General features: G+C 45.3%; 17 protein-coding genes. 9 read left to right on the top strand and 8 right to left on the bottom strand.

All coding sequences use genetic code 11. The annotated features are described in order from the left end of the window. The first annotated feature begins 5 nt into the window (after positions 1 to 5). Positions 6 to 1334 carry a response regulator gene (locus QUB33_RS16205; RefSeq protein WP_333351601.1) on the top strand — a complete coding sequence of 443 codons (1329 nt, stop codon included), beginning with the start codon at positions 6 to 8 and terminating at the stop codon, positions 1332 to 1334. Between the two features lie 19 nt (positions 1335 to 1353). Here the strand turns inward: QUB33_RS16205 and hpsU are convergent, their stop codons facing one another. After that, positions 1354 to 2031, bottom strand: a complete 678-nt coding sequence (gene hpsU / locus QUB33_RS16200; RefSeq protein ID WP_333351600.1) for a hormogonium polysaccharide biosynthesis acetyltransferase HpsU — start codon at positions 2029 to 2031, stop codon at positions 1354 to 1356. Positions 2032 to 2086: 55 nt separating this feature from the next. Between hpsU and QUB33_RS16195 the strand changes: the two genes are divergently transcribed. Continuing rightward, on the top strand, positions 2087 to 2884 hold the full coding sequence (locus QUB33_RS16195) for a cation diffusion facilitator family transporter (RefSeq protein WP_333351599.1): 798 nt from the start codon (positions 2087 to 2089) through the stop codon (positions 2882 to 2884). A 33-nt stretch (positions 2885 to 2917) separates the two neighbouring features. On the opposite strand, the gene QUB33_RS16190 is transcribed toward QUB33_RS16195, so the two are convergent. Next, a complete protein-coding gene (locus QUB33_RS16190; RefSeq protein WP_333351598.1) occupies positions 2918 to 3874 on the bottom strand; it encodes a glycosyltransferase family 2 protein in 957 nt (318 codons plus the stop codon). A 101-nt stretch (positions 3875 to 3975) separates the two neighbouring features. Next, complete coding sequence (locus QUB33_RS16185) at positions 3976 to 4947, bottom strand: glycosyltransferase (RefSeq protein ID WP_333351597.1); 972 nt, start codon at positions 4945 to 4947, stop codon at positions 3976 to 3978. Positions 4948 to 5154: 207 nt separating this feature from the next. Here QUB33_RS16185 and cobU point away from each other — a divergent pair, with 207 nt between their 5' ends. The 3 genes from cobU (at position 5155) to QUB33_RS16170 (ending at position 8577) form a co-directional block, all read left to right on the top strand. Then, positions 5155 to 5730: a bifunctional adenosylcobinamide kinase/adenosylcobinamide-phosphate guanylyltransferase gene (gene cobU / locus QUB33_RS16180; protein ID WP_333351596.1), complete on the top strand. Its 576-nt coding sequence runs from the start codon at positions 5155 to 5157 to the stop codon at positions 5728 to 5730. A gap of 277 nt (positions 5731 to 6007) precedes the next feature. Continuing rightward, positions 6008 to 6430, top strand: a complete 423-nt coding sequence (locus QUB33_RS16175; protein WP_333351595.1) for a hypothetical protein — start codon at positions 6008 to 6010, stop codon at positions 6428 to 6430. A gap of 77 nt (positions 6431 to 6507) precedes the next feature. Further along, a complete protein-coding gene (locus QUB33_RS16170) occupies positions 6508 to 8577 on the top strand; it encodes an AarF/ABC1/UbiB kinase family protein (RefSeq protein WP_333351594.1) in 2070 nt (689 codons plus the stop codon). A gap of 77 nt (positions 8578 to 8654) precedes the next feature. Here QUB33_RS16170 and QUB33_RS16165 read toward each other — a convergent pair whose 3' ends face one another. Further along, positions 8655 to 9764 carry a hypothetical protein gene (locus tag QUB33_RS16165; protein ID WP_333351593.1) on the bottom strand — a complete coding sequence of 370 codons (1110 nt, stop codon included), beginning with the start codon at positions 9762 to 9764 and terminating at the stop codon, positions 8655 to 8657. A 550-nt stretch (positions 9765 to 10314) separates the two neighbouring features. Here QUB33_RS16165 and QUB33_RS16160 point away from each other — a divergent pair. Then, the gene (locus QUB33_RS16160; protein ID WP_333351592.1) at positions 10315 to 11340 is read left to right on the top strand and encodes a hypothetical protein; all 1026 of its coding nucleotides are present in this window, start codon (positions 10315 to 10317) and stop codon (positions 11338 to 11340) included. Positions 11341 to 11587: 247 nt separating this feature from the next. Here the strand turns inward: QUB33_RS16160 and QUB33_RS16155 are convergent, their stop codons facing one another. Beyond that, positions 11588 to 11893, bottom strand: a complete 306-nt coding sequence (locus tag QUB33_RS16155; RefSeq protein ID WP_333351591.1) for a hypothetical protein — start codon at positions 11891 to 11893, stop codon at positions 11588 to 11590. 53 nt (positions 11894 to 11946) lie between these two features. Between QUB33_RS16155 and QUB33_RS16150 the strand changes: the two genes are divergently transcribed. Both QUB33_RS16150 and QUB33_RS16145 read left to right on the top strand, forming a co-directional pair. After that, positions 11947 to 12303 carry a CHAT domain-containing protein gene (locus QUB33_RS16150; RefSeq protein WP_333351590.1) on the top strand — a complete coding sequence of 119 codons (357 nt, stop codon included), beginning with the start codon at positions 11947 to 11949 and terminating at the stop codon, positions 12301 to 12303. A 203-nt stretch (positions 12304 to 12506) separates the two neighbouring features. Continuing rightward, the gene (locus tag QUB33_RS16145) at positions 12507 to 13514 is read left to right on the top strand and encodes a tellurite resistance TerB family protein (protein ID WP_333351589.1); all 1008 of its coding nucleotides are present in this window, start codon (positions 12507 to 12509) and stop codon (positions 13512 to 13514) included. Between the two features lie 339 nt (positions 13515 to 13853). Here QUB33_RS16145 and QUB33_RS16140 read toward each other — a convergent pair whose 3' ends face one another. The 3 genes from QUB33_RS16140 to QUB33_RS16130 form a co-directional block, all read right to left on the bottom strand. Continuing rightward, complete coding sequence (locus tag QUB33_RS16140) at positions 13854 to 14420, bottom strand: RNA-binding protein (RefSeq protein ID WP_333258567.1); 567 nt, start codon at positions 14418 to 14420, stop codon at positions 13854 to 13856. A gap of 970 nt (positions 14421 to 15390) precedes the next feature. Then, positions 15391 to 17943 carry a zinc metalloprotease HtpX gene (locus QUB33_RS16135; protein ID WP_333351588.1) on the bottom strand — a complete coding sequence of 851 codons (2553 nt, stop codon included), beginning with the start codon at positions 17941 to 17943 and terminating at the stop codon, positions 15391 to 15393. 4 nt (positions 17944 to 17947) lie between these two features. Beyond that, positions 17948 to 18070 (bottom strand): hypothetical protein, encoded by a 123-nt coding sequence (locus QUB33_RS16130; RefSeq protein ID WP_333351587.1) that lies wholly within the window; start codon positions 18068 to 18070, stop codon positions 17948 to 17950. Between the two features lie 170 nt (positions 18071 to 18240). On the opposite strand from QUB33_RS16130, the gene QUB33_RS16125 reads away from it, so the two are divergent. Beyond that, positions 18241 to 20681 (top strand): hypothetical protein (locus tag QUB33_RS16125; RefSeq protein WP_333351586.1); only part of this gene is annotated, 2441 nt, incomplete at its 3' end.

Below are 20681 nucleotides of genomic sequence, written 5' to 3'. Positions count from 1 at the left end.
GGTTTATGAATTCAGCAATTCAGCAAAATGGTACCATTCTTATAGTTGATGACAATTCAGCCAACTTGGGTGTCTTATCTGATGCCTTAAGTCAGGAAGGATTTGAAGTTCGGGTTGCCAAATCGGGCAAAATGGCACTAGAGCGAGTGAAATATGCTCTCCCCGATCTAATCTTGCTAGATGTCATGATGCCAGAAATTGATGGATTTGAAACCTGTCGTCGATTACAGGCTAATCCAGAAACTAAACAGATTCCCATTATATTTATGACTGCTCTCTCGGATACGGCTAATAAAGTTGAGGGGTTTAAGCTTGGGGCTGTAGATTATATTACCAAACCCTTCCAACAGGAGGAAGTATTAGCTCGCGTCAAGCTGCATTTAAAGCTTCATGTTCTAGCTGACAAATTAGAAGAAAAAAATACATTATTGGAGCAAAAAGTTTTAGAAGTTAGCCAAGCTTATGAAGATTTACAACAAATGCAACTTAAGTTAATCCAAAGCGAGAAAATGTCCGGCTTAGGGCAAATGGCGGCTGGGATTGCTCATGAAATAAACAACCCTATAAATTTCATCTCCGGCAATCTGGGTTATGCCCAAGAGTACGCTCATAACTTACTAAAAATTATACACCTCTATCAAGAAGATTATGTAAATCCCACCCCTCGGATTCAAGCAGCAATGGATGAAATAGAACTAGAATTTCTGGAGGAAGATTTTATTAAAGTTCTTAACTCAATCAACTTAGGAACGCAGCGCATCCAGGAAATTGTCAAGTCTATGCGAATCTTTTCTCGCCTAGATGAGGCAGAGGTGAAAGCTGTAAATATTCATGAAGGGATTGATAGTACACTCACCATCCTGCATCATCGTTTAAAAGCAAGACCAGAGCATCCTGAGATTGAACTAATAAAAAAGTACGGTCAGCTTCCACCAGTAGAATGCCATGCCGGACAATTAAATCAAGTGTTCATGAATATTATTTCCAATGCCATTGATGCTTTAGATGAATGTAATCAGCACCGTTCCTTTGCAGAAATCAAACAACACCCGAACCGCATTCAAATTTCTACAAAAGTAATTGACGATAATTGGGTGGCTATTCATATTAGTGACAACGGTCGAGGAGTGGGTGAAACTTTACAACCGAAAATATTTGACCCTTTTTTTACCACCAAACCGATCGGTAAAGGAACTGGGTTGGGGTTATCTATCAGTTACCAAATTATTGTTGAAAAGCATGGGGGCCGATTGTACTGCCAGCCGGGATTAGGAAAGGGAATAGAATTCGTCATTGAAATTCCTATTCGGCAGCAAGCTTGTAAAGCTGCTTAGTTTCCCGGTGTAATATCTCTTACGAACTTTGGTTAATTTCTCGCTGACAGCGGGGACGACAAGGTGTTCCTGTGCAAATAAAGCCTGCAGGCATATTTTTAAAGACGCTGCTGCGAGCTCCGATTAAAGCGTTAGCACCGATTTCTACACCAGGGCCAATGAAGCAGTCGGCGGCAATCCAAACGCCGTTATTAACGATCACAGGTGCTGTTATTAAGCTAAAGGCTGGGTCTTGAGGGTCATGAGTGCCGGTACAGAGGTAGCTTTTTTGAGAAATGACGCAGTGTTTGCCGATCGCAATTCGATCGAGACTGTACAATACAACATCATCTCCGATCCAACTGTAGTCTCCGATTGCAATTTTCCAAGGATAGGTAAAACGAGCGGTGGGGCGAATGATCGCACCCCGACCTATTTTCGCTCCAAATAACCGCAGCAGCGCGCTTCTGATGCTATTAAAAGGGTGTGGAGTGAGAGGAAATGCGATCGCCTGGACGAACCACCAAAGCAAAATTACCCAACTAGGCTTTCCTCGATCGAACTTTGATTGATCGTAGCGGCGCAAATCAACTAAAGATTCGCCTGTCAAAGTATTTGCGTGATTGTCGCTAATTGGACGATAGTTTATTTGAGAATTTGGGGAATTTGCGCTTAAATTTTCCGGATCTTGGTGCGGATTTGGTATATAATCGGTCATTGATAGTTAATTTAATGTTTAATTTAAAATCGAGTTTAACCTTAAGGACTGCTGCATGACATTTCTAGTTAGGGACAATTTTGACTCAAAAAACGCCAAGGATATCGCACAATGCGAGAATACAAATCCCAGCATTGGCAAAGTTCGACTTTTACAAACAGCATTGGTACTGCTTAGCAGCTTTTTTGTAGCAGAGTTAATCGCCGCACTTAATTCTCATAGTTTGTCCCTATTAGCAGATGCGGGGCACGTTTTTTCAGATGTAGCAGCTTTAGCAATAACTTTGACAGCGACTTGGTACTCCTCAGTCAAACGCAAAAGTAAATCCGTAGATTGTACGATCGCACAATCGTCAATCCCTGAACGAGGAGAAATCATTGCTGCTTTAATTAATAGTATCAGTTTAGTCGCGATCGCCGTTTGGATTGCGGCAGAGTCAATCGCCCGTTTGCAGTCCCCAACCCCCGAAGTAGAAGGAATCCCGATGTTAATTACCGCCATTGTCGGTTTAAGCATCAACTCGATTAATGCTTGCTGCTTGCATTCCTGCTGTCACGGCGACTTGAACCTCAAAAGCGCTTTTCTGCACGCAGTCGCCGACATATTTTCGTCGGTTGGAGTAATTTTAGCTGCGATCGCCGTGGCGTGGCTGCACTGGAATTGGGCTGACGGTTTAATTAGCTTGCTAGTATCAGCATCAATTATTTTATTAACCCTACCATTGCTAATCGAAAGCATCCAATTGCTGCTGGGAAAAGTATCAGCAATCTCCGCAATTCAACAGCCTTGCGATTGCGAAAAAGTGAGCGCAGAAAAATTACTTTTTCCATCCCTCGAAGAACTCATCAAATAACATCTCTTCATCGGTTCTCAACCACCGATACTCTTATGGCAATTTCACTTCAGTCTCCTGACTGATAACTACTGGCGGCGACAGAGGCGGTTGAGATTCGGCCACATTCAACTGACCGCCACAACAGCGCAACTCATAAAGTTTTGCATTAATTTGATACTCATATTGACTCAATAACCTTGCATAAATATAGCCAGCTTTTCCATCCAAAAAGCCTAACTGAATGAAGTAAAATAAAATAAATCTGAGCAGTGGTTTAAAAGGCAGCCACACCCAAACTTTTTTGAGAAATCGTTTCCGCTGCACTGCATCTCCAAATAGGTGAGCGCCAATAGTGCCGCTGTCGTCGCGCCCTTCAATAATATTGTAATAAACGCGAGCTTCCCAATTAGAATAGCGGTTGTGCCGTTCTATCCAGTGAAATAAATCGCGGTAATCCTCGTGGATCATGTCATTTTTTAAGTAGCCGACTTGACCAGCTAAAATGACGTGCTCGTGAACTTCGTTGTCGCCAGTATTGGGAACAGATTCAGTGCCGAGATTTTCGTAACGTCCTTTTTGATGCTTGAACAAACGCAAATTCCAGTCGGGATATCTGCCGCCGTAACGCAGCCACTGGCCTAAAAAGAAGACTTTGCGGTTGAGGTAGTAGCCGTCAAAATTGGGGTCTTCGATCGCCTGCGCGATTTCGTCCCAAAGTTCCGGCGGAATGCGCTCGTCGCAATCGACAATTAATACCCATTCGTTGCGAAAGGGCAGATTGTCCAAAGACCAATTTTTCTTTTTTGGCCAGCGGTTGTCGAAGTAAAATTGCACTACTTTTGCGCCGGTGCTGATGGCAATTTCCACCGTGCGATCGCTGCTTTGGGAATCAACCATGAAAACTTCATCCGCCCTGGCAATGCTGGCCAGACACGCAGGTAGATTAAGTTCTTCGTCTTTTGCCGGAATGAGAACTGAAACCGGAATCTTGGATGAACTAGATGTCATAATCGAGTGCTTGAACCTGAATGCGGTCGAGTTTTTGTAGATGAAGTGCGATCGGCACAGCCGCGCCGACGACTTGAACAGCGAGGGATATTGCCTATAGCCTAATGCCTGCTGGTCGATTTCGGTGCAAAAATCAAACCGCGGATGGCTGCGCTCAAATAACCGATTTGACCCCAGGCAAAAACGAAATTTTCAAAGCGCAGCCCTGGATCTCTAATATATTTAAAAGACTTCCAGACACCCCTCAATATTCTTTCACCCCCCCGCCCAAGCTGAGCAATACCGGCTCGATCGGACAATTGTTCGCGATAACACTCGCTGATGCCTTGCCACCACCCGCGCTCTAGAAACCAAGCTTTGTTGAGCCTTTCTGTCGCGACATTGTGAAGCACCAGGGCCTCCGGTAGATAAACTACTTGCCAACCTAACTCTAAAGCTAATTCTGTGGCCCGCAACTCTTCATTTGACAACAATTTTGTGCCGACTCTACCGAGTTTGACATCGAAGCCGCCAATTTGTTCGAGAAAAGCGCGCCGGATTGAGTAGTTTACTCCCCTGGGAGTCAAACCCGCAGCAGTGACGTACAGGCAAGTATCGCCTAAATCGTATGCTCCCAAGTTCTGGGCTAATCCCGGCGACAGCCATTCGGGCGGGCTGACTCCAGAAGGCCAGAGCAAATTGACTTTGCCACCAGCGACGGCGAGTTTTTGATTGCTTTGATAAGCCGCGTGCAGCACCCTGAGCCAATTCGACTCAGCAATAGCGTCGTCGTCGAGATAAGCTAATATTTCACTGCGAGCTTGCTTAGCGCCGGTGTTCCGGGCTACTGACAGACCGATTTCGGGTTCCCAGACGTACTTGAGGCGCCGATCGCCCTGTCTTGCTTCTACCACCTCGCGGGTGCGTGAAGTCGAACTTTCGGGGCTTGCATAATCGCTAGAAGCGTTATCCACTACTACTACTTCAAAGTTGTCGGGAAAATCCTGTACCAGCAAGCTGTCGATCGCCCCACCTAAATAGGCGGCGCGATTGTGGGTGCAAATAATCGCTGATATCTGAGGATGATCTGGCATAAATAACAGCTTGGGAAATACGGGGGTTCTCGATCGACTTACTCTGATATTGTCTCATCAATGCTATTATCGCTTAAAAAGCATTTGGTAGTTGGCCGTTTAAATCATAATGGGTAATGGGTAATGCGTAATTGGTAATTGGTAATGGATAATTGTGTTTAATCCTTTGTATGTGACTCCTGACTAATGACTGCTGACTAATGACTAATGAGTAACTCAGAACCCACCACATCGAGACAATTAATCTTAGTAACTGGGCCGGCCCGAAGCGGCAAAAGTGAATGGGCCGAAACTCTGGCGGCGGGTTCGGGAAAACAAATAATCTATGTGGCTACCGGCAAGGTTGATGAAGCCGATTTGGAGTGGCTTCGTCGCCTCGATCGGCACCGAAATCGCCGTCCTGTTGATTGGACAACTCTAGAAGTGCCGATCGAATTATCGGCAGTTGTGCGGGCCAGCAAGCCCTCAGATTGCTTGTTGATTGATTCCCTGGGAACTTGGACGGCAAACCTTTTGGAACAAGAAGCGACTGTTTGGGGGACTACGCAGCAAGATTTGCTCGCTAGTTTGAAGTCGGCGGCGGCTGATGTAATTTTGGTAGGGGAAGAAACCGGATGGGGTGTTGTGCCTGCTTATCCGGCGGGGCGGCTGTTTCGCGATCGCCTCGGCACTCTCGTGCGCCACATCGGGGCGATCGCCGATACTGTTTATCTCGCCACCGGAGGTTACGCCTTGGATCTAAGGGCTCTGGGTACCCCGCTGCCGCCCGTAGCGAAAAATTAACAGCCGGAGTCGCGATCGACAAGGGAGAAAACATCTTGGTTTCCCGACGGACAATGTTAACTGAAAATTAGGTATAATTTTAACTAAGATTGAAAACTTAAGAGTCACATAAATTAGTCAAAAAATCTACTACCTAGGGAGAACAGCCCAACAATTTGACATGAGTAATAGCCAAAGTTTGAAACTATGTAAAAGAAAAAATGTCTCTTAAGAAAGAGTGCTAATTTCCCATTAAAAGTCTAAACTAATCAATTAGTTGAAGGGTTGACTAAAAGTTATGGCATCAGATTGTGAAGTAAGAAAATATATTGCTTACTGGTTTCAGTTAGGCAAAAAAGTATTAATTTACAACGGTTCCGAAGCGCTGCTGCCCAAATCGGTAAATGCGGGCGCTCGCTACAGCCAGGAATTTGAAGAGTGCTGGCAAAAAATCATCTCCCGTGAAAGCGGAGACTGTTACCTCGAAGGCACAAACGAAACAATTGCCCAACTGCTGACACCAGCTTGGGAAATCAGTGCCTGCGCGCGCTGCGCTATGCCCGTAGTGTTGAAACCAACCGGAATGCCCCCGGAGTTCTGTCCCTGTCACGACTTACCGAACTGGCCCGATACCGAAATGCCCCAACCTCGATCGCCCGTCAGCAGCCAATCGCAATTGTCAGGCATTCGCGATCGACTCAAAAGATCCAGCGGGGAGTAAGTATATAAGAAGGAAGAAGGGTCTTCTTCCTTAAATTGTTACAATATATTTACAATGCTTCACACTAGGTCTGATTTATGAATGTCAAGACAGTATCGCCAGCCTCCCCGCAAACTTATGTAAATTCAGGGACTCAGGCTGTACTCGGCAATCTCCAAGATGCAAATACAATTCCCCTGCAAGCAGTACCAGTATCACTAGAGACGGAGGCCGTAACGGACGATCGGCTCAAATCAGCCAGAGACATAGCTTTCGAGTTGGCCGGAGATGCTGTTCGGTACGATCCAGTGGCGATCGCAGCCCTGTACCGGAATCGACCTCTACAAGTCTGGGGAAGGCTGTCGAGCGTTGTTTGGACATTTTTTAGCTTTGCCTTCAGTGTGTGGTTCGACGGCAAAACAGGTCGTACCGCCACCAACCAAAAGCGTCGCGCCGTCCGACTGCGAGAAATTCTGGCCCAACTCGGCCCAGCTTTCATCAAAATCGGACAAGCACTCTCAACACGGCCCGACTTAGTACCGCCAGTATATTTAGAAGAACTAACAACGCTGCAAGACCAATTGCCAGCATTCCCGAACGAAGTAGCATATCAATTCATCCAAGAAGAATTGGGCGCCCACCCCAAAGACATCTACGCAGAAATCAGCCCCGATCCGATCGCAGCAGCATCTCTCGGACAAGTCTACAAAGGGAAACTCAAAACCGGAGAAACAGTCGCAATCAAAGTCCAGCGACCGGGTTTAGCCGAAAACATCGGCTTAGATATCTACATCCTGCGGCGTCTTGCAGTTTGGGCACAAAACAACTTCAAAATAATTCGCAGTGACCTCGCAAGCATTATGGACGAGTTGGGCGAGCGCATTTACGAAGAAATGGACTACACCCACGAAGGACAAAATGCCGAACGGTTTGCCAAACTCTACGGCCACATTAAAGACATTTACGTTCCCAGCATCTACTGGGAATATACCCGCCGCCGCGTCTTAACAATGGAGTGGATCACCGGCATCAAACTTACGAATTTAGAAGCCGTTAAAGCTCAAGGAATCGATGCTCCTTACTTAATTGAAGTGGGTGTGCAGTGTTCTCTCAGACAACTTCTAGAACACGGTTTCTTTCACGCCGACCCGCATCCCGGCAATCTCTTGGCAACCCTTGACGGTCAATTAGCTTATCTCGATTTCGGGATGATGAGCGAAGTGAAACCTTATCAGCGATACGGCTTGTTAGAAGCTGTGGTGCATTTGGTGAACCGCGACTTTGAAGGTTTGGCAAAAGATTACGTCAAGTTGGAGTTTTTAACACCAGACACCGATTTGACGCCCATTATCCCGGCCTTAGCTAGCGTATTTAACAATGCTTTGGGTGCTAGCGTTGCCGAACTCAATTTCAAAAGCATTACTGACGAACTTTCGGCGGTGATGTACGAATATCCTTTTCGAGTTCCAGCTTACTATGCTTTGATTATTCGATCGCTCGTCACGTTAGAAGGCATTGCCATCAACGTTGACCCCGAATTCAAAGTGTTGAGCAAAGCTTATCCTTACGTTGCAAAACGGCTGTTGAGCGACCCCGCACCGGAATTGAGAGCATCCCTGCAAGATTTGCTCTTCAAACAAGGCGAATTCCGCTGGAACCGCTTAGAAAACTTGCTCAAAAATGCCCGCGAGAGCGAGGATTACGATGTCAGCAAAATCTTGAACCAAGCTTTAGAATATTTATTTTCCGAAAGAGGAGATTTCATTCGTGATCGTATTGTCCTGGAATTAGTCAAAAGTCTCGACACACTTTCCACCAACGCTTTTGCTAACGCTAAAGCAGTCGTCGGCGAATGGTTTGGAGTCAAGGCAAATCAACCTGTGGTTTCACCAACTGAACAAAAAAACTTAGAACACATCAAGCGGATTTGGGATATTTTGCAATCAACTCCCGGTTTTGACACGATGAAAGTATTGCAGCTACTTCCGCAGTTGTTGGTGAAACCCGAAGTGCAGAATATGGGGCAGAAAGTAGTCGGCGGTTTAGCTCAAAGAGCCGTTGCTAGGGTTATTCGCGAGTTTTTGCTTTCGCAGGAACCGGATGCGATTCTCGTGAATGGAAGCTATGCTAAAACTTCGCCTCAGTTGTCTTTACCTGCTGCGAAGTAGTTAGATTAAGAGTTTTTTTAACCGCAGATTAGCAGATAAACACAGATGAACGCAGATGAAATTTCGTCTGCGTTCTTTTAATTAAGCTTGAATCCTTTAGCGGCTAATTGCTGGCGGAGACTTTGAATTATTACGCTATCGAGAGTATTTTCACCACTATTGGTACTAGATTGGCGCTGTTGTTCAATATATGCTGTACGCTTTTGAGATAAGTCGCGGATCGTTTTTTTAATCGCCTCTCTTTCGGTTTTCTTTCCAGCTACATATGCTCTTTTTTCTGTTAGCGTCATCCCTCGCATGATTTCTGGTAAATTATCATCTGATATTGCCTCTAGTTTAACTGTTCCGTTTTCGAGAGCATCGAGCAAGTCCCAAGAAGCATTATCATAGTATTCAGAAGCTTTGGAAGCACTACGCAAAACCGTATTGCTGCCAGCATTACTATCTTCAACTGCTTGACGTTGTTGTCCTATTCTTCCTTCTCTACCGTAGGGAATGTAGGTTTGATTGAGTTTAGTATTCCAAGTAGAAATTTCGTCGTCGTAAGGGGACTTAATTACCACAATTTGTTGGTTTTGATTAATGTTAAAGCTACTGCCTTTTGCTAAATCTGCTCCTGATACCCAAAGTTGTCGCTCCTGACTTTCGGCTGAACCACAGTAGATAGTATTAACGACAGTATCTCCTTTAACCGCGAGATTGACCGATTGATTCCAAACTATTGGGCCTTGATCGAATGGTTCATTACCCGCAATAAAAATCACGCGAAAATGTTCCTGATTTTTACTCCAGTTTAATTCTTGCATTGCCGAACGAATTACCCAGCCAGCATATTCTTGACCGCCGTTGGTTTTGATACTAAATAGCTTTTCGGAAACTAAATCTAATTCAGGAGTAAATCCCGTTAATAATCTGACAAAACCTTCCGAGGAAGGTAAAGTGTCATTACCATAATGGTACAGAGCAACCTCTAAATCTGGTACTTCGCCATTTTTGGTTACTTTAGTTAAAAAATTAACAATTTGCCAAAGTTGAGTACGAGTCTGGTCAATCAGCCCATCCATGCTATTACTAGAATCTAAAAGGATGGCTATCTGAATTTTTGCTTTGGCGAAAGCTGCTGTGGGAGAATACAAAATACTTAGGGTTAAAGCTGTAGCGAATAAAATTCGAGTTAATTTCTGCATGGAATTTTCCCTAGGAAATTATTTTTTTCCCAATTATAGTCATTGGTAATTTAGATTTAGTTCCTGATGTCAAGTAACTTGTAACAATATTTTACACTTGGGTTCGATTGATTACAGGGCTTACCAAGTGCGATCGAAGAAACCGGGTTTTTACCGAATTTGTGGATTGCAACGAAGTATTTTCCTACAAACCCGGTTTCTGGTCATTCATGGCTAACTCAGACCAAAGAAACCGGGTTTTTTACCCAATCAGGGGACTGCATCGAGGTAATTTACGTAAGTTTACAAAATCATGTCACTTTTTCTCACCGACAGGGCGAGCGGGGTGGTTTATTTGTTGAGTCAAGGCTGAGCAAAAGGAGTTAAGACTGTTCAGAGTTAAACCGCAGATGTTCTGGATCAGTCGATCGGAAAGAGTATTATACTGTAGCTGCGGGCCAATTATAAGTTATGTAGTTAGTTTATCGGTGGGGGTGCAGTCGAAAGCTCACTTGTAAATTCCGCAGTAGGAAGTTGCCACAATATTGTTTGTGGACACTAAAAATTATCTATGAATTGCGATTATCAGCCGAGTTTTATAGCTATGGTTGAGCGTATAGTGCAAAGTGTGGTGTTGTTTTGTATGAATAGAAATTTACATCGAAAAATCAATCAAGATGAGCGATTGAGTATCAATTCGGGTCTTTCCTCTTCTTTGAAAAAAAAGTATTCGATTACTATCATTATCTTAATCATATTAAGCGTACTTAGGATTTCTCTTAAATCGGATAAAGTTAGCAGCAATATTTGGAGTTGTTCAGTTGAATTAAAGGTTACATCAGTAACTTTAGTGCTTCTATTTCTTTTTTGGCTTCCTATTTTACTTCCTTGGATTATTTCTCAAGTTCCGCAAGTGCAAGGTTCTATAAATTGGTTACGTGAACAAGGTATTGAGGAAATTGAGACTAATCTACTGAGAATTAAACTAAAATACGGTGTTCAAGAAGCATCAGAAATATACGAAGAAAAAATATCAGATATTGGGGCTATAAATCTAACATCTCAGGAAACGCAGCAGCAGCTTGAGGGACGCTATCGAGAGGCCATAGCTTTAGTTGATGCTGCGAGCGATATAGATTCAACGGAAGCATTGAAGCGGATAGATCAATTGGCTGGCTATTACGATAGGGTTAGAGATGAAATGCCCTTTGGACATAACCGCACAAAATTAATGCACGAAATTTCCTCAACAATGTGGACTTTAATTCCTAAAGTTATAAATTTTCCTGTTCATGAAAGACTAAATAGCTACAAGGGGGGAGAGCGTTTGTCTGCTTACCAGCACATTGAGTGGAACACATCAACTGATTATATAAATTTGTTAGTTTCTAGAGCAGTTGGTATTCTGGAGAGGCCCTACACTCAATACAGTGCTTTATTGGCACTAAGAAGAGTGGTAACAAACAATCAATTTGCTCCCAGTCAATCAGCAAAAATCATAGATATTTTGAACTGGTCAGCAAATCTTGATTATATAAAGCCAGATCGCCGAGAATTAATGATTGAAATTGCTTCCATACTAAAAACAAAGGCATAAAGCTTGCTATTTCCGCCGCATAACAACTCGCTTGCACCCGACATAATCAACGTCATCGGGTTAGGCACGAAAGGTTATTGGCAGCCTCTGAACAGCAACGTTAGAACGAGCGACGCACAATACCATGGATCGCGACAATAGCTAACCCGGATTTGGTATGACAAACCGCAAAAACTGCAAAAAACCCAGTTTCTTCAAGAAACCGGGTTTTTATCTATTCGATCGCCCTCAACAAAATCTACAATTACTACAAGGTAGAAGTGCCACTTAAATCGCTCGTTGTTGGTAGCTGAATGGGACTTGGATTCGCATTGAGTAAAAGGTCAGCTTCCTTACCAGAAGTATTAGCAGTAAGAGCGATCGCACCACTAACACTCGCGGCTTGCAAAGGAAGAATTGGCTGAGTTTGAGCGCTGGTTAGAGATGTTAACAAGCTGTTAGAGTCGTAGATGAGAATGTCATCATCGATGCCACTAAAGCTGTTCATCATTGGAATTGAACCGCCGTTTAGCAAGATGTCATTGGGGATAGTATTGGCAGAATTTACTGTCAAACTACCTGGATTAGTCGCTGCTGTTGACGGTTGTAAGCTGAGATTTGCTGTTAGTGAGCCGTGTTATTTGGCTCACTAACAGCAAAAATGGCAAAAAACCCGGTTTTTTTTGTTTGGATGCGTCCAAGACTATAGGATTTAAGGGCGATCGACCTTACAGGCTTAAGGATGTCGCCACTTTAGCGCTGATGACGCAGTTTTATGGCACTTTGCGATCGCAGCCAATTAAAGCTGAAGCGCTTAGAAAAGCTCAACTGGCAATGATCCACAAACAAATTTTAGTTAAAAACGGTCAATTGCGGGGAACTCAAGGCGCGATCGACATTAATCAAGCCACAAAAGTAGCAAATGCAGATTTCTCTCACCCGAAGTTTTGGGCCGGATTTACTATCATTGGCAGTCCTTGGTAATAGGCGATATCCGCAGGGAAACGGCACAGCGCCGTGTCGGGTGCGATATCTGTAGGGAAACAACACGGCGCCGTGTCGGGTGCGATATCTGTAAGGAAACGGCACGGCAACGTGTCCAGCGCGCATAGTATACCTGACTACTATCTTTTTATGTCATAAATTTGCTATGAATAGCAAAACTAAACACTAGCGGGGCAAAACCTGTGGGCAAGTTTGATAAAATATTCAATTCAGAAGACCAATCCGAAGCAAGCTTGACTTTAGAAGAATCTGTAGCAGCGGTAGCACTTGTCGCAGCGGAGGCAAATTCCCCTGACACGGATGCTGATATCTTAGAAAACATACTTTGGGAATCAGAAATATTTGCTGAATACTCGGAAGATGATATGTCAGCAATGTTTCAAAAACTTGACGGTATTGTTGCCCAAGACGGTTTAGGAGCATTATTTAATACTGCTTGGGAATCCATGCCAGATGAGTTAGTGTTGGATACTTTTGCCATAACCGCAGCAATGTTTGTCGCAGATGGCGAAATATCTCAGAAGCACCAGGCTTTTCTTCAGGAATTCCAGCAAGCATTAGGTGTGGAAGACGAGGAAGCAGCAGAAATTATTGAGGATGTAACTGCTGCTTACTCGGAAGTAGAGGGCGAAGAGTCTGATTTCCATGCGGCATGGTACGTATCTCCTGAAGGCAATTTTAGCGTTCCCATTCCAGTTGACGAGGAACGAGGCGGTAAAATTGATGAGCAAGAAAGCTGTGTCGCATTTTCTGACGACTTTGGCGTTTTGCTGAAAATAGATTATTTCCCTGTTGCTGGTGAAGTTGAAGAAACAATCGAGTCGGTTGGCGAGGAAGCTTATCTTAAGTCTTTTCTCGACAATTTTGTTTCTCAGGCAATTCTTGGTAATGTTGCCAATTCTAAGTTACTCCACGCAGAATATTTAGAAGACGAAGAAGCTTATTTCGTGGTTTTAGATTTGCCTGCGGGTGCAACTATCAGCGTGCAAGAAAACGATGGTCCTCTGACTCGGTTGGATGCTTACCGGGGACTTATGGCTTTTATTGCTGACGATTTTTGCTACACGGTAAGCTGTCAGCGCATTTATCACGAGGGGGATGAATTGGGTTCCCTGGAGTCTGAAGTTGAGGGAATTATGAACAAGATTTTTGAGTTTATTGAGACCATTGAATTCGGGCCGATCGAATAAGCAGGAATTATTTAGGGGGGCTAAAAACCGGGTTTCTTTCTAAATGTCTCGCTGCTTAACTCTATATTTTCAGAGAAACCGGGTTTTTTGCCAACCATTCTCAGGATATGACATCGTGTCCGGTCGATCGACCAAAACCCAACTGGTTGGTAGTCAGGACTTGAGTTTTCATTACTTGCCCGATCGCGCTTATTTTACCGCACTGCTAGATATTACAGGTTTTTTAGCATAAAAGAGTGCGATCGAGAACAGGGTTTTTTGACCCGTACTCGATCGCACTTCCAGATACATTCAGTCAACCACAGTCGAGAGGCAGCAGCAATTAGCCACCATTTTCGACTAATTAGTAGTCTGAGCTTCCACCAATCTTTGCTTGAGTTCTTCCAGAGCACTCGCCCAGCGCGGATCTGGCTGCACTGAGCCGGAATCAGCGCTCGACACCGTTGCTGCTGACTGATTGCGGCGAGACTTGTTGTTGTCACCCCGACGGCGATTGCTTTTGCTGGAACCGCCTCCACCTTGGGTAGGAGGAGCCGACGAGCGCTGCTGTTGCTGCGGCGCAGGTACAGGCATAGGCACAGACGCCGACGCCGACACCAACTGCGGTGACTGCGGCGACTGCTGTTGATCGTCTTCGCCCTTTTCAGATTTACCCTTAGAGCGGGGCAATGCCTTCTCTATTTTCAGCGGGTTTTCTTTGAACATCAAGCCGTTGTATTTCTCAATAACTTGGTCGGCTTGTTCGTCGGTTAGCACAGTCACAAAACCGAATCCTCTGCATTTTCCAGTTTTGCGGTCTGTAATTACCTTTGTGGTAACAGATTCGCCCTCCGGTGCAAAAACTTCTTGCAATTCTAGGCGATCGAGTTCCTTTGGTAGATTGCCAACATAAAGACGAATAGACATGAAAAATTCCTCCAGACTTGGATTTTAATTAATTTGCTCGAACAGAATTACCTGAAGTCAACTGAATATTGACTTCAGGCAAACACCACATAACCCGAGAATTGGCGCATTCCTCCCACCAACCTTGACAGCTCCCCCCACCTTTTAGAACAAAAAGATGATTTACTCTGATAAGGCCGGAACTTAACCGCCGATGCAGAGAGCTTTTAAATCTCAGGTTGTTGTGTAAACTTTTAGTCATCACTCAAATGTTTAGGCTATTGGCTATTCTGTATTACTTGCTTCCGGTTTTGATTCAGAATGTTTATAGCCAGCGCCGTCTAGAAATTTATGTCCAAGGATGTCAATTGTAAGCGATCGGAATGCCAGTATTCAGTTTAATACAGTGATGGATAAAATGGCTAACATTTTTTCAGCCAGTAATCTTACCTCGTTCCTAATCTCGCTCCTAATGCTGAGAACTACTCACTTACCCGGTATCCCTTAAATCTGGCCCGGCAGAGTCCGAGCATTCTTTAAAGGTATCACAGCCTTGGTAACAGAGCTAGTTATTTAGGAAGATTTCAGTCTGAATCTAACGGAAACCACATCTGAATCACTTTTGAGAATTCATCCCGCACAGCAAAAATAGCGGTCGAAAAAAAACAGCCGACAAGCGGCTGGCTGTACTTGCTGTGTTGGGATGTTGACAATTTTTACGCAATGCCTTACGGGATTTTAGCCAACAGAAGTTATCGCGCTATTTGGTTCAATCCAATTTATGTAAACTAATGTAACAGAGGGCTGGCAAAAAAGCAACTTTTCTTTACAAATGAACAAGGAACCAGAGTGTAGGGTGTCCACCGCGCACCGAGAACATCGGGTAGACTGCGCCACCAGCACCGAGAACATCGCCAATCCGCTGTTTAACTCAAAACCGATCGAAGATGTGCGTTGTTGGCGACTCGCGCGGCAATCCGATCGCTATTCCTCACCTTGGGCCCTGGATAATGATGTATGCGCCCCAAAAAGCAGCAGCAAAGGCCAAAATCGCAGACCAAATCGGATGTCCGCTGTCACTAACTTTCCCTCCTTGACTGCGGAGACTTTCGAGGTCGATCGCCACAGTAGCACCCCGGCGCAGCCAACCAGTCGCCACAACAGATGTTCCGATCAAATCGCTAGGGCGAGTAGTCTCTTTGAACAAAAATGGCCACAAAGAGCCAATGTAGCCAAACCTCGAAACATAGTGCAACCTCACCAACCCTGTCGCCGTTTGCAAAATCAAATCTTGTCCCAGCCAATTACTCATACCCGATCGACCCAAAAGTTGCCCTTCCAGCCGCACCGGTTCAGCATCCAGCGGCAAACTATCGGGATTTGACAAAATTTCCGGCAAACTCGGCGAAGCGGTTTCTCGGGGTATAATATCCGGGAAGAAATAATTGATCCGCATCAAAGTACCGATGCTAAATCCGATCGGCAAACAGCCCCAAAGAATAGATCGATCGCCCCAAAGCCAATCCAACTGCCAAATACTCGTCCTCGAAAAAATCCCCCCAATCAGCCAAAGCACCCCGACTATCGCCAAACTCATCGGAATCCCAAAAAACGGCGCACCCTGTAAAAATAGTTTTGAGTCTTTAAATTCGATTATTGACTTAAACAGAGACAATTTTCCTTTCCTGGGTTGTTCTTGCACTCCCGCGTTTGCCAAATCTAACTCTGTCTCTAGCTTCCAGAATTGGGCATAAAGAGCCAACAGCTTCAAACGCTCTCCCAGCAAAGGATGCGCGCGGTTAACCGTCAACCAATTGCGCTCCTGATTGCTGACATCCCACAGCAAAATCTGTTCCAGCGGCGCGTGTAATGCAGCAGAACCAAGGCTTACAGCTTGTCCAACACCTACGGGTAACAATAGATCGAAACTTTCTAGGAAAAAGCTAGTTTGTTTTTGCTGCTCGATATTATCAGCAATGCCGATCGCAATTTTAGACAAGGCCCGCGTCAAACCGTTAGGATTGCCCGTAATTTCTGCAGCAGTGCGATCGCTAAAATACACTCTGCTGCGCGACAGCCACAACATCGGCCAGCGCAACAACTTATAAATCCCGTAACTCGTAGCAGAAATAGCAGCGGCCACAAATTTAACAGCAGAACGCAAAAACTCGATCGTCATTAAATCACACAACCGCTCTTGCCAGTGCGCCACCTGCCAATAAATCAGGTAAGGAATCTGAATCACCAGCAGCGCCAGCGACATCGGCGCAAAATCCCAGTGAGAGATATGGCCCAACTCGCGCGCGAAAATAGTGGCAATTTCATCATCCGTCAATTGTTCCAGTAGCCCCCGACTCACAGCAATCCGAGCAAAACGGGGCAAACAGCCGTAACTGAAAGCTACAGGAACATTCAGCGACAAGAGTTTCAGCACCGGCACCGGCATATTTTGCTTCGTACAATAACTTCGCAGTACCCGACTAGCTTCTTTGCTGTGCTTCGATAAAACCGACCCGCGCAGGGTTTCGATGCCGCAAAACAGTTTCAGCAGCGCGTCTATCAGCCACGGAGACGAGGCCAAAAGCAATCCAAAAACCATCTGAACAAACGGAGTTGGATCGCGGTAAAAAAGCTGAATCGGCGCGAAAATAGGCAGTCTAGTGAATATGTAAAGCTGAACCAACAGAGAATTAGTGTTTGTCAGCAGGAATTGCAGGACAAACCGGGCTAGGAAAAATAGGGCGATCGCACTTGCAACGGCTTGCAGCCGAAACTCCAGCAACTTCAGCGGTTTGAGCGGGCGCGGGCTTTTCGCGCGCCCTGCTTCGCGCCAAGTGAGTTGGTAAGTATCTGGGCTGGCGACTCCGGGGATATCTGTTGGGGAACCGGAACTATTTTCGCCGCTAATTTCTGCGGTATCCGGTGCAGTTTCTGTCGAGTTTTCCGGTTCAGAAGTCTGGCCTGTGGGGGGTGGAGGTGGCGGGGAAATATGTTGCGATTTGGCGTTCCCAGGCTCTACCGCAGGCTCTAAAGGTAAAAATCCTGTTTTTTTATCTGCGGTCGGTCGATCGCCCCCAATCGATTGTTTCGGCGATTTAGGGCCTGCATCAAAGGCGACAAAGCCTGTTTCGGGGGGAGTCTCTGCGGATTTTGGTTTATTTGCCGGTGGTTTTGGGGGGGGAGGGGGGGTTAATTCTGTTAAAGCGCGATCGGCCCAAGTTTTGACTTGAGAGTTGGGACTTTTGGCGAGGGAAGAGCACAGGGCGATCGCCTCTTTAACATTACCGGTTGCTTTGTACGCAGCCACTAACCCCATCTGCGCGCGGATTCCCGACGGCTGATTGGCCGCGGTTTGGGTAACGGATTCTAAAAGGGCGATCGCGGTGGGGTAATCCTGCTGTTTCAAAGCTGCTAGCCCAGCCTCTAGAGACTGTTTTGCAGATGAATCCGCCGGATTTGGATTAGTGGGAGGTGCCATGACTGTGCTTTCGCTAGCGTCCTTTCTAAGATAGCTTGGGTGGTCGATCGATAGCTGTTCTAACACAGCTCTATTTCTCTGTCACCATTTGTTGCAGTTTCTTCGGCGGTTGAAACCGCTTAATAGTCAAACTTTCGGCCACTCCCAGCGGACGATCGTTGCGATCGGGCAGGAGTTTAAACCCCTCCCTCAAAGCTAAAGTCTTCGCTATGAGGACTGATGAATTATGCTAAATCCGGGTTAAATACTTCGTCGATCTCTTAGTCTCTTAGAGAGAAACTAAAGTTTCTGGAGACGAGATTTAAATCACCGAGCCCATCTAATTTTTGCTTATAATTAAATTAACACCTCACCTCTACATTTATGCCAATTGACGACGAAGATTTTGAAAGCGAATCTATTAGCGGCGATCGCAAACTGGAACTTTTTACCGACAGATACGAATTTACCCGCCGATTTGCCTTTTATTTAAACGAAGACCCCGCGCGCCAACAAATTTTGTATTTTTACGGAGATGGAGGCAACGGCAAGTCTTTGCTGCTACAACACTTGCAGTTTCACTGCTGCAAAAGATTTTCGCCGCAGGTGTGGAAACAATTGCACGACATCCCAGAATCACAAGCCGCCCAAGTTGCTGATTTTGTCCGCTATGCTGAACCTAAAACCTATACTCCCATACCCGCAGTCAGACACGATTTCGGATTGATAGCGATTAAAGAAGATAAACCGCAAGATAGATTTTACGGCTTGCTGATGCTGCGCCGAAATCTGGCAGCAGCCACTAAGAAATATAAATTTAAATTTCCAAATTATGACTTTGCTTGCTTTTGGTATTTGCTGAACAAAGGCGAATCACAGGCAACTCTCAACCAACTTTTCCCCGATGATGTGGCGGAATTGGTGGTACCTATAATTGAAACTTTTGCAGATTTTCCGGTGGTGGCGCAAGCTGTAGCGGTGCTCAAAGGGATAGATAAATTGGGCGGGATTAAGCGGGCGATGAAATTAATTCAAAATCGCTTGGGCGTCAGCGATGAAAAGGCGGAGGAAATTCGCCGTCTAGATATTGATACTGAGTTAACCGACTATTTGCCGAAATTGTTTGCTGGGGATTTGAATGCGGCAATGGCTGGCAAAAATAAACCCGATCGCCTCGTGATGCTGTTCGATACTCACGAGAAAATGTGGGATGAAAAACGCAATTCTCAAGGCGCAACTTTTTGGTATCAAGATGAGTGGTTTCGGCGGTTGTTGAGGGCCTTGGATTACAAATTGGGGATTGTAGTTGTTGTGGCGGGGCGAGAGTGTCCGGTGACGCAATTGCGGTGGCCGAATGCGTCAAGGTTTCCGATTCCCGCAGATTATATAGATGCACAATTGGTGTGGCATTTATCGCCGGATGATGCGAGGGATTACTTGCACAAAGTGAAGATTGACAAGGCAGATTTGGCAGATGCTGTAATTAAATATGCCAGCCTCAATCCCGACGATCCTTGGGATAATTTGCAGGTACATCCGTTTTATTTGGGTTTGTGCGCGGATGCGGTGCTGGCAGAAAGAAGGCGGGGAATTGAGTTGATGTCGTCGGATTTTGCGCGGATTCCGAAGTTGGAAAACAAGACTGCGGAATTAACAGATCGGTTGCTGAGTTATGTCGATCGCGAAGTGCGATCGGCCGTGCATTCGCTGAGTGCTGGTCGCGCTTTTGATGAGGATTTGTACGTAAAATTGGGGTCTGGTTGCCACTTCCATGCAAGCAGTGCAAATTTTGAGATGTTGACGGGTTTTTCCTTTGTGTGGAAATCGCAGAAGCGGGGGGATAACTGGTATCGGATTCACGATTTATTGCGGCGTTTGGATGCCGAGCGGGACGATCCGAAAACTCGCAAAGCTCATGAAATTTTAGAGCGGCATTACCGAGAAGTGGGGAATGTGGCGGAGGCAATTTTTCATGCTAATCGCTTGGATTGGCAGCGGGGTGTAGAAGAATGGAAAGAGGTGTTTGATGAAGCTTTGGAAAAAAGTCGCTATGGGGAATGCAAGTCGCTACTGGAAGTTAGAGATGAGTTGTGGATTAAAAGTGATTATTGGCTTGGTAGAGTTTCGCGATCGGAGGGAGATTACTATGCTCAGTTTGCTCGATATGTAGAGGCAAAACAAGAATATTTAGAGGCAGTTGCAGCCTATAATTCTGCTTTACTTATTGCACCGGATGATATCAATGCTCTCAACAACAAAGGGAATGCGCTGCAAAGTCTGGGTAAATTGCAAGCAAAGCTAAGTGAATTTGAGGCAGCAAAACAGTCTTACTTTGAGGCGCTCGCAGCCTATAATTCTGGTTTACTTATTGCACCGGATTTTATCAATGCTCTCGCCAGCAAAGGGATTGCGCTACTACGTCTGGGTAAATTGCAAGCAGAGCTTAGTGAATTTGAGGCAGCAAAACAGTCTTACTTTGAGGCGATCGCAGCCTGTAATTCTGCTTTACTTATTGCACCGGATTTTATCTGTGCTCTCAACAGCAAAGGGATTGCGCTACTACGTCTGGGTAATTTGCAAGCAATCCTAAGTGAATTTGAGGCAGCAAAACAGTCTTACTTTGAAGCGCTCGCTGCCTGTAATTCTGCTTTACTTATTGCACCGGATGATATCGCTGCTCTCAAAAACAAAGGGAATGCGCTGCGAAGTCTGGGTGAATTACAAGCAATCCTAAGTGAATTTGAGGCGGCAAAACAGTCTTACTTTGAAGCGCTCGCTGCCTGTAATTCTGCTTTACTTATTGCACCGGATGATATCGCTGCTCT

This window comes from Microcoleus sp. B3-A4, from assembly GCF_036705385.1.
Lineage (GTDB): Bacteria > Cyanobacteriota > Cyanobacteriia > Cyanobacteriales > Microcoleaceae > Microcoleus.
Note: the sequence above shows the minus strand (reverse complement) of the source record. Positions and strands in the feature narration are given on the sequence as shown.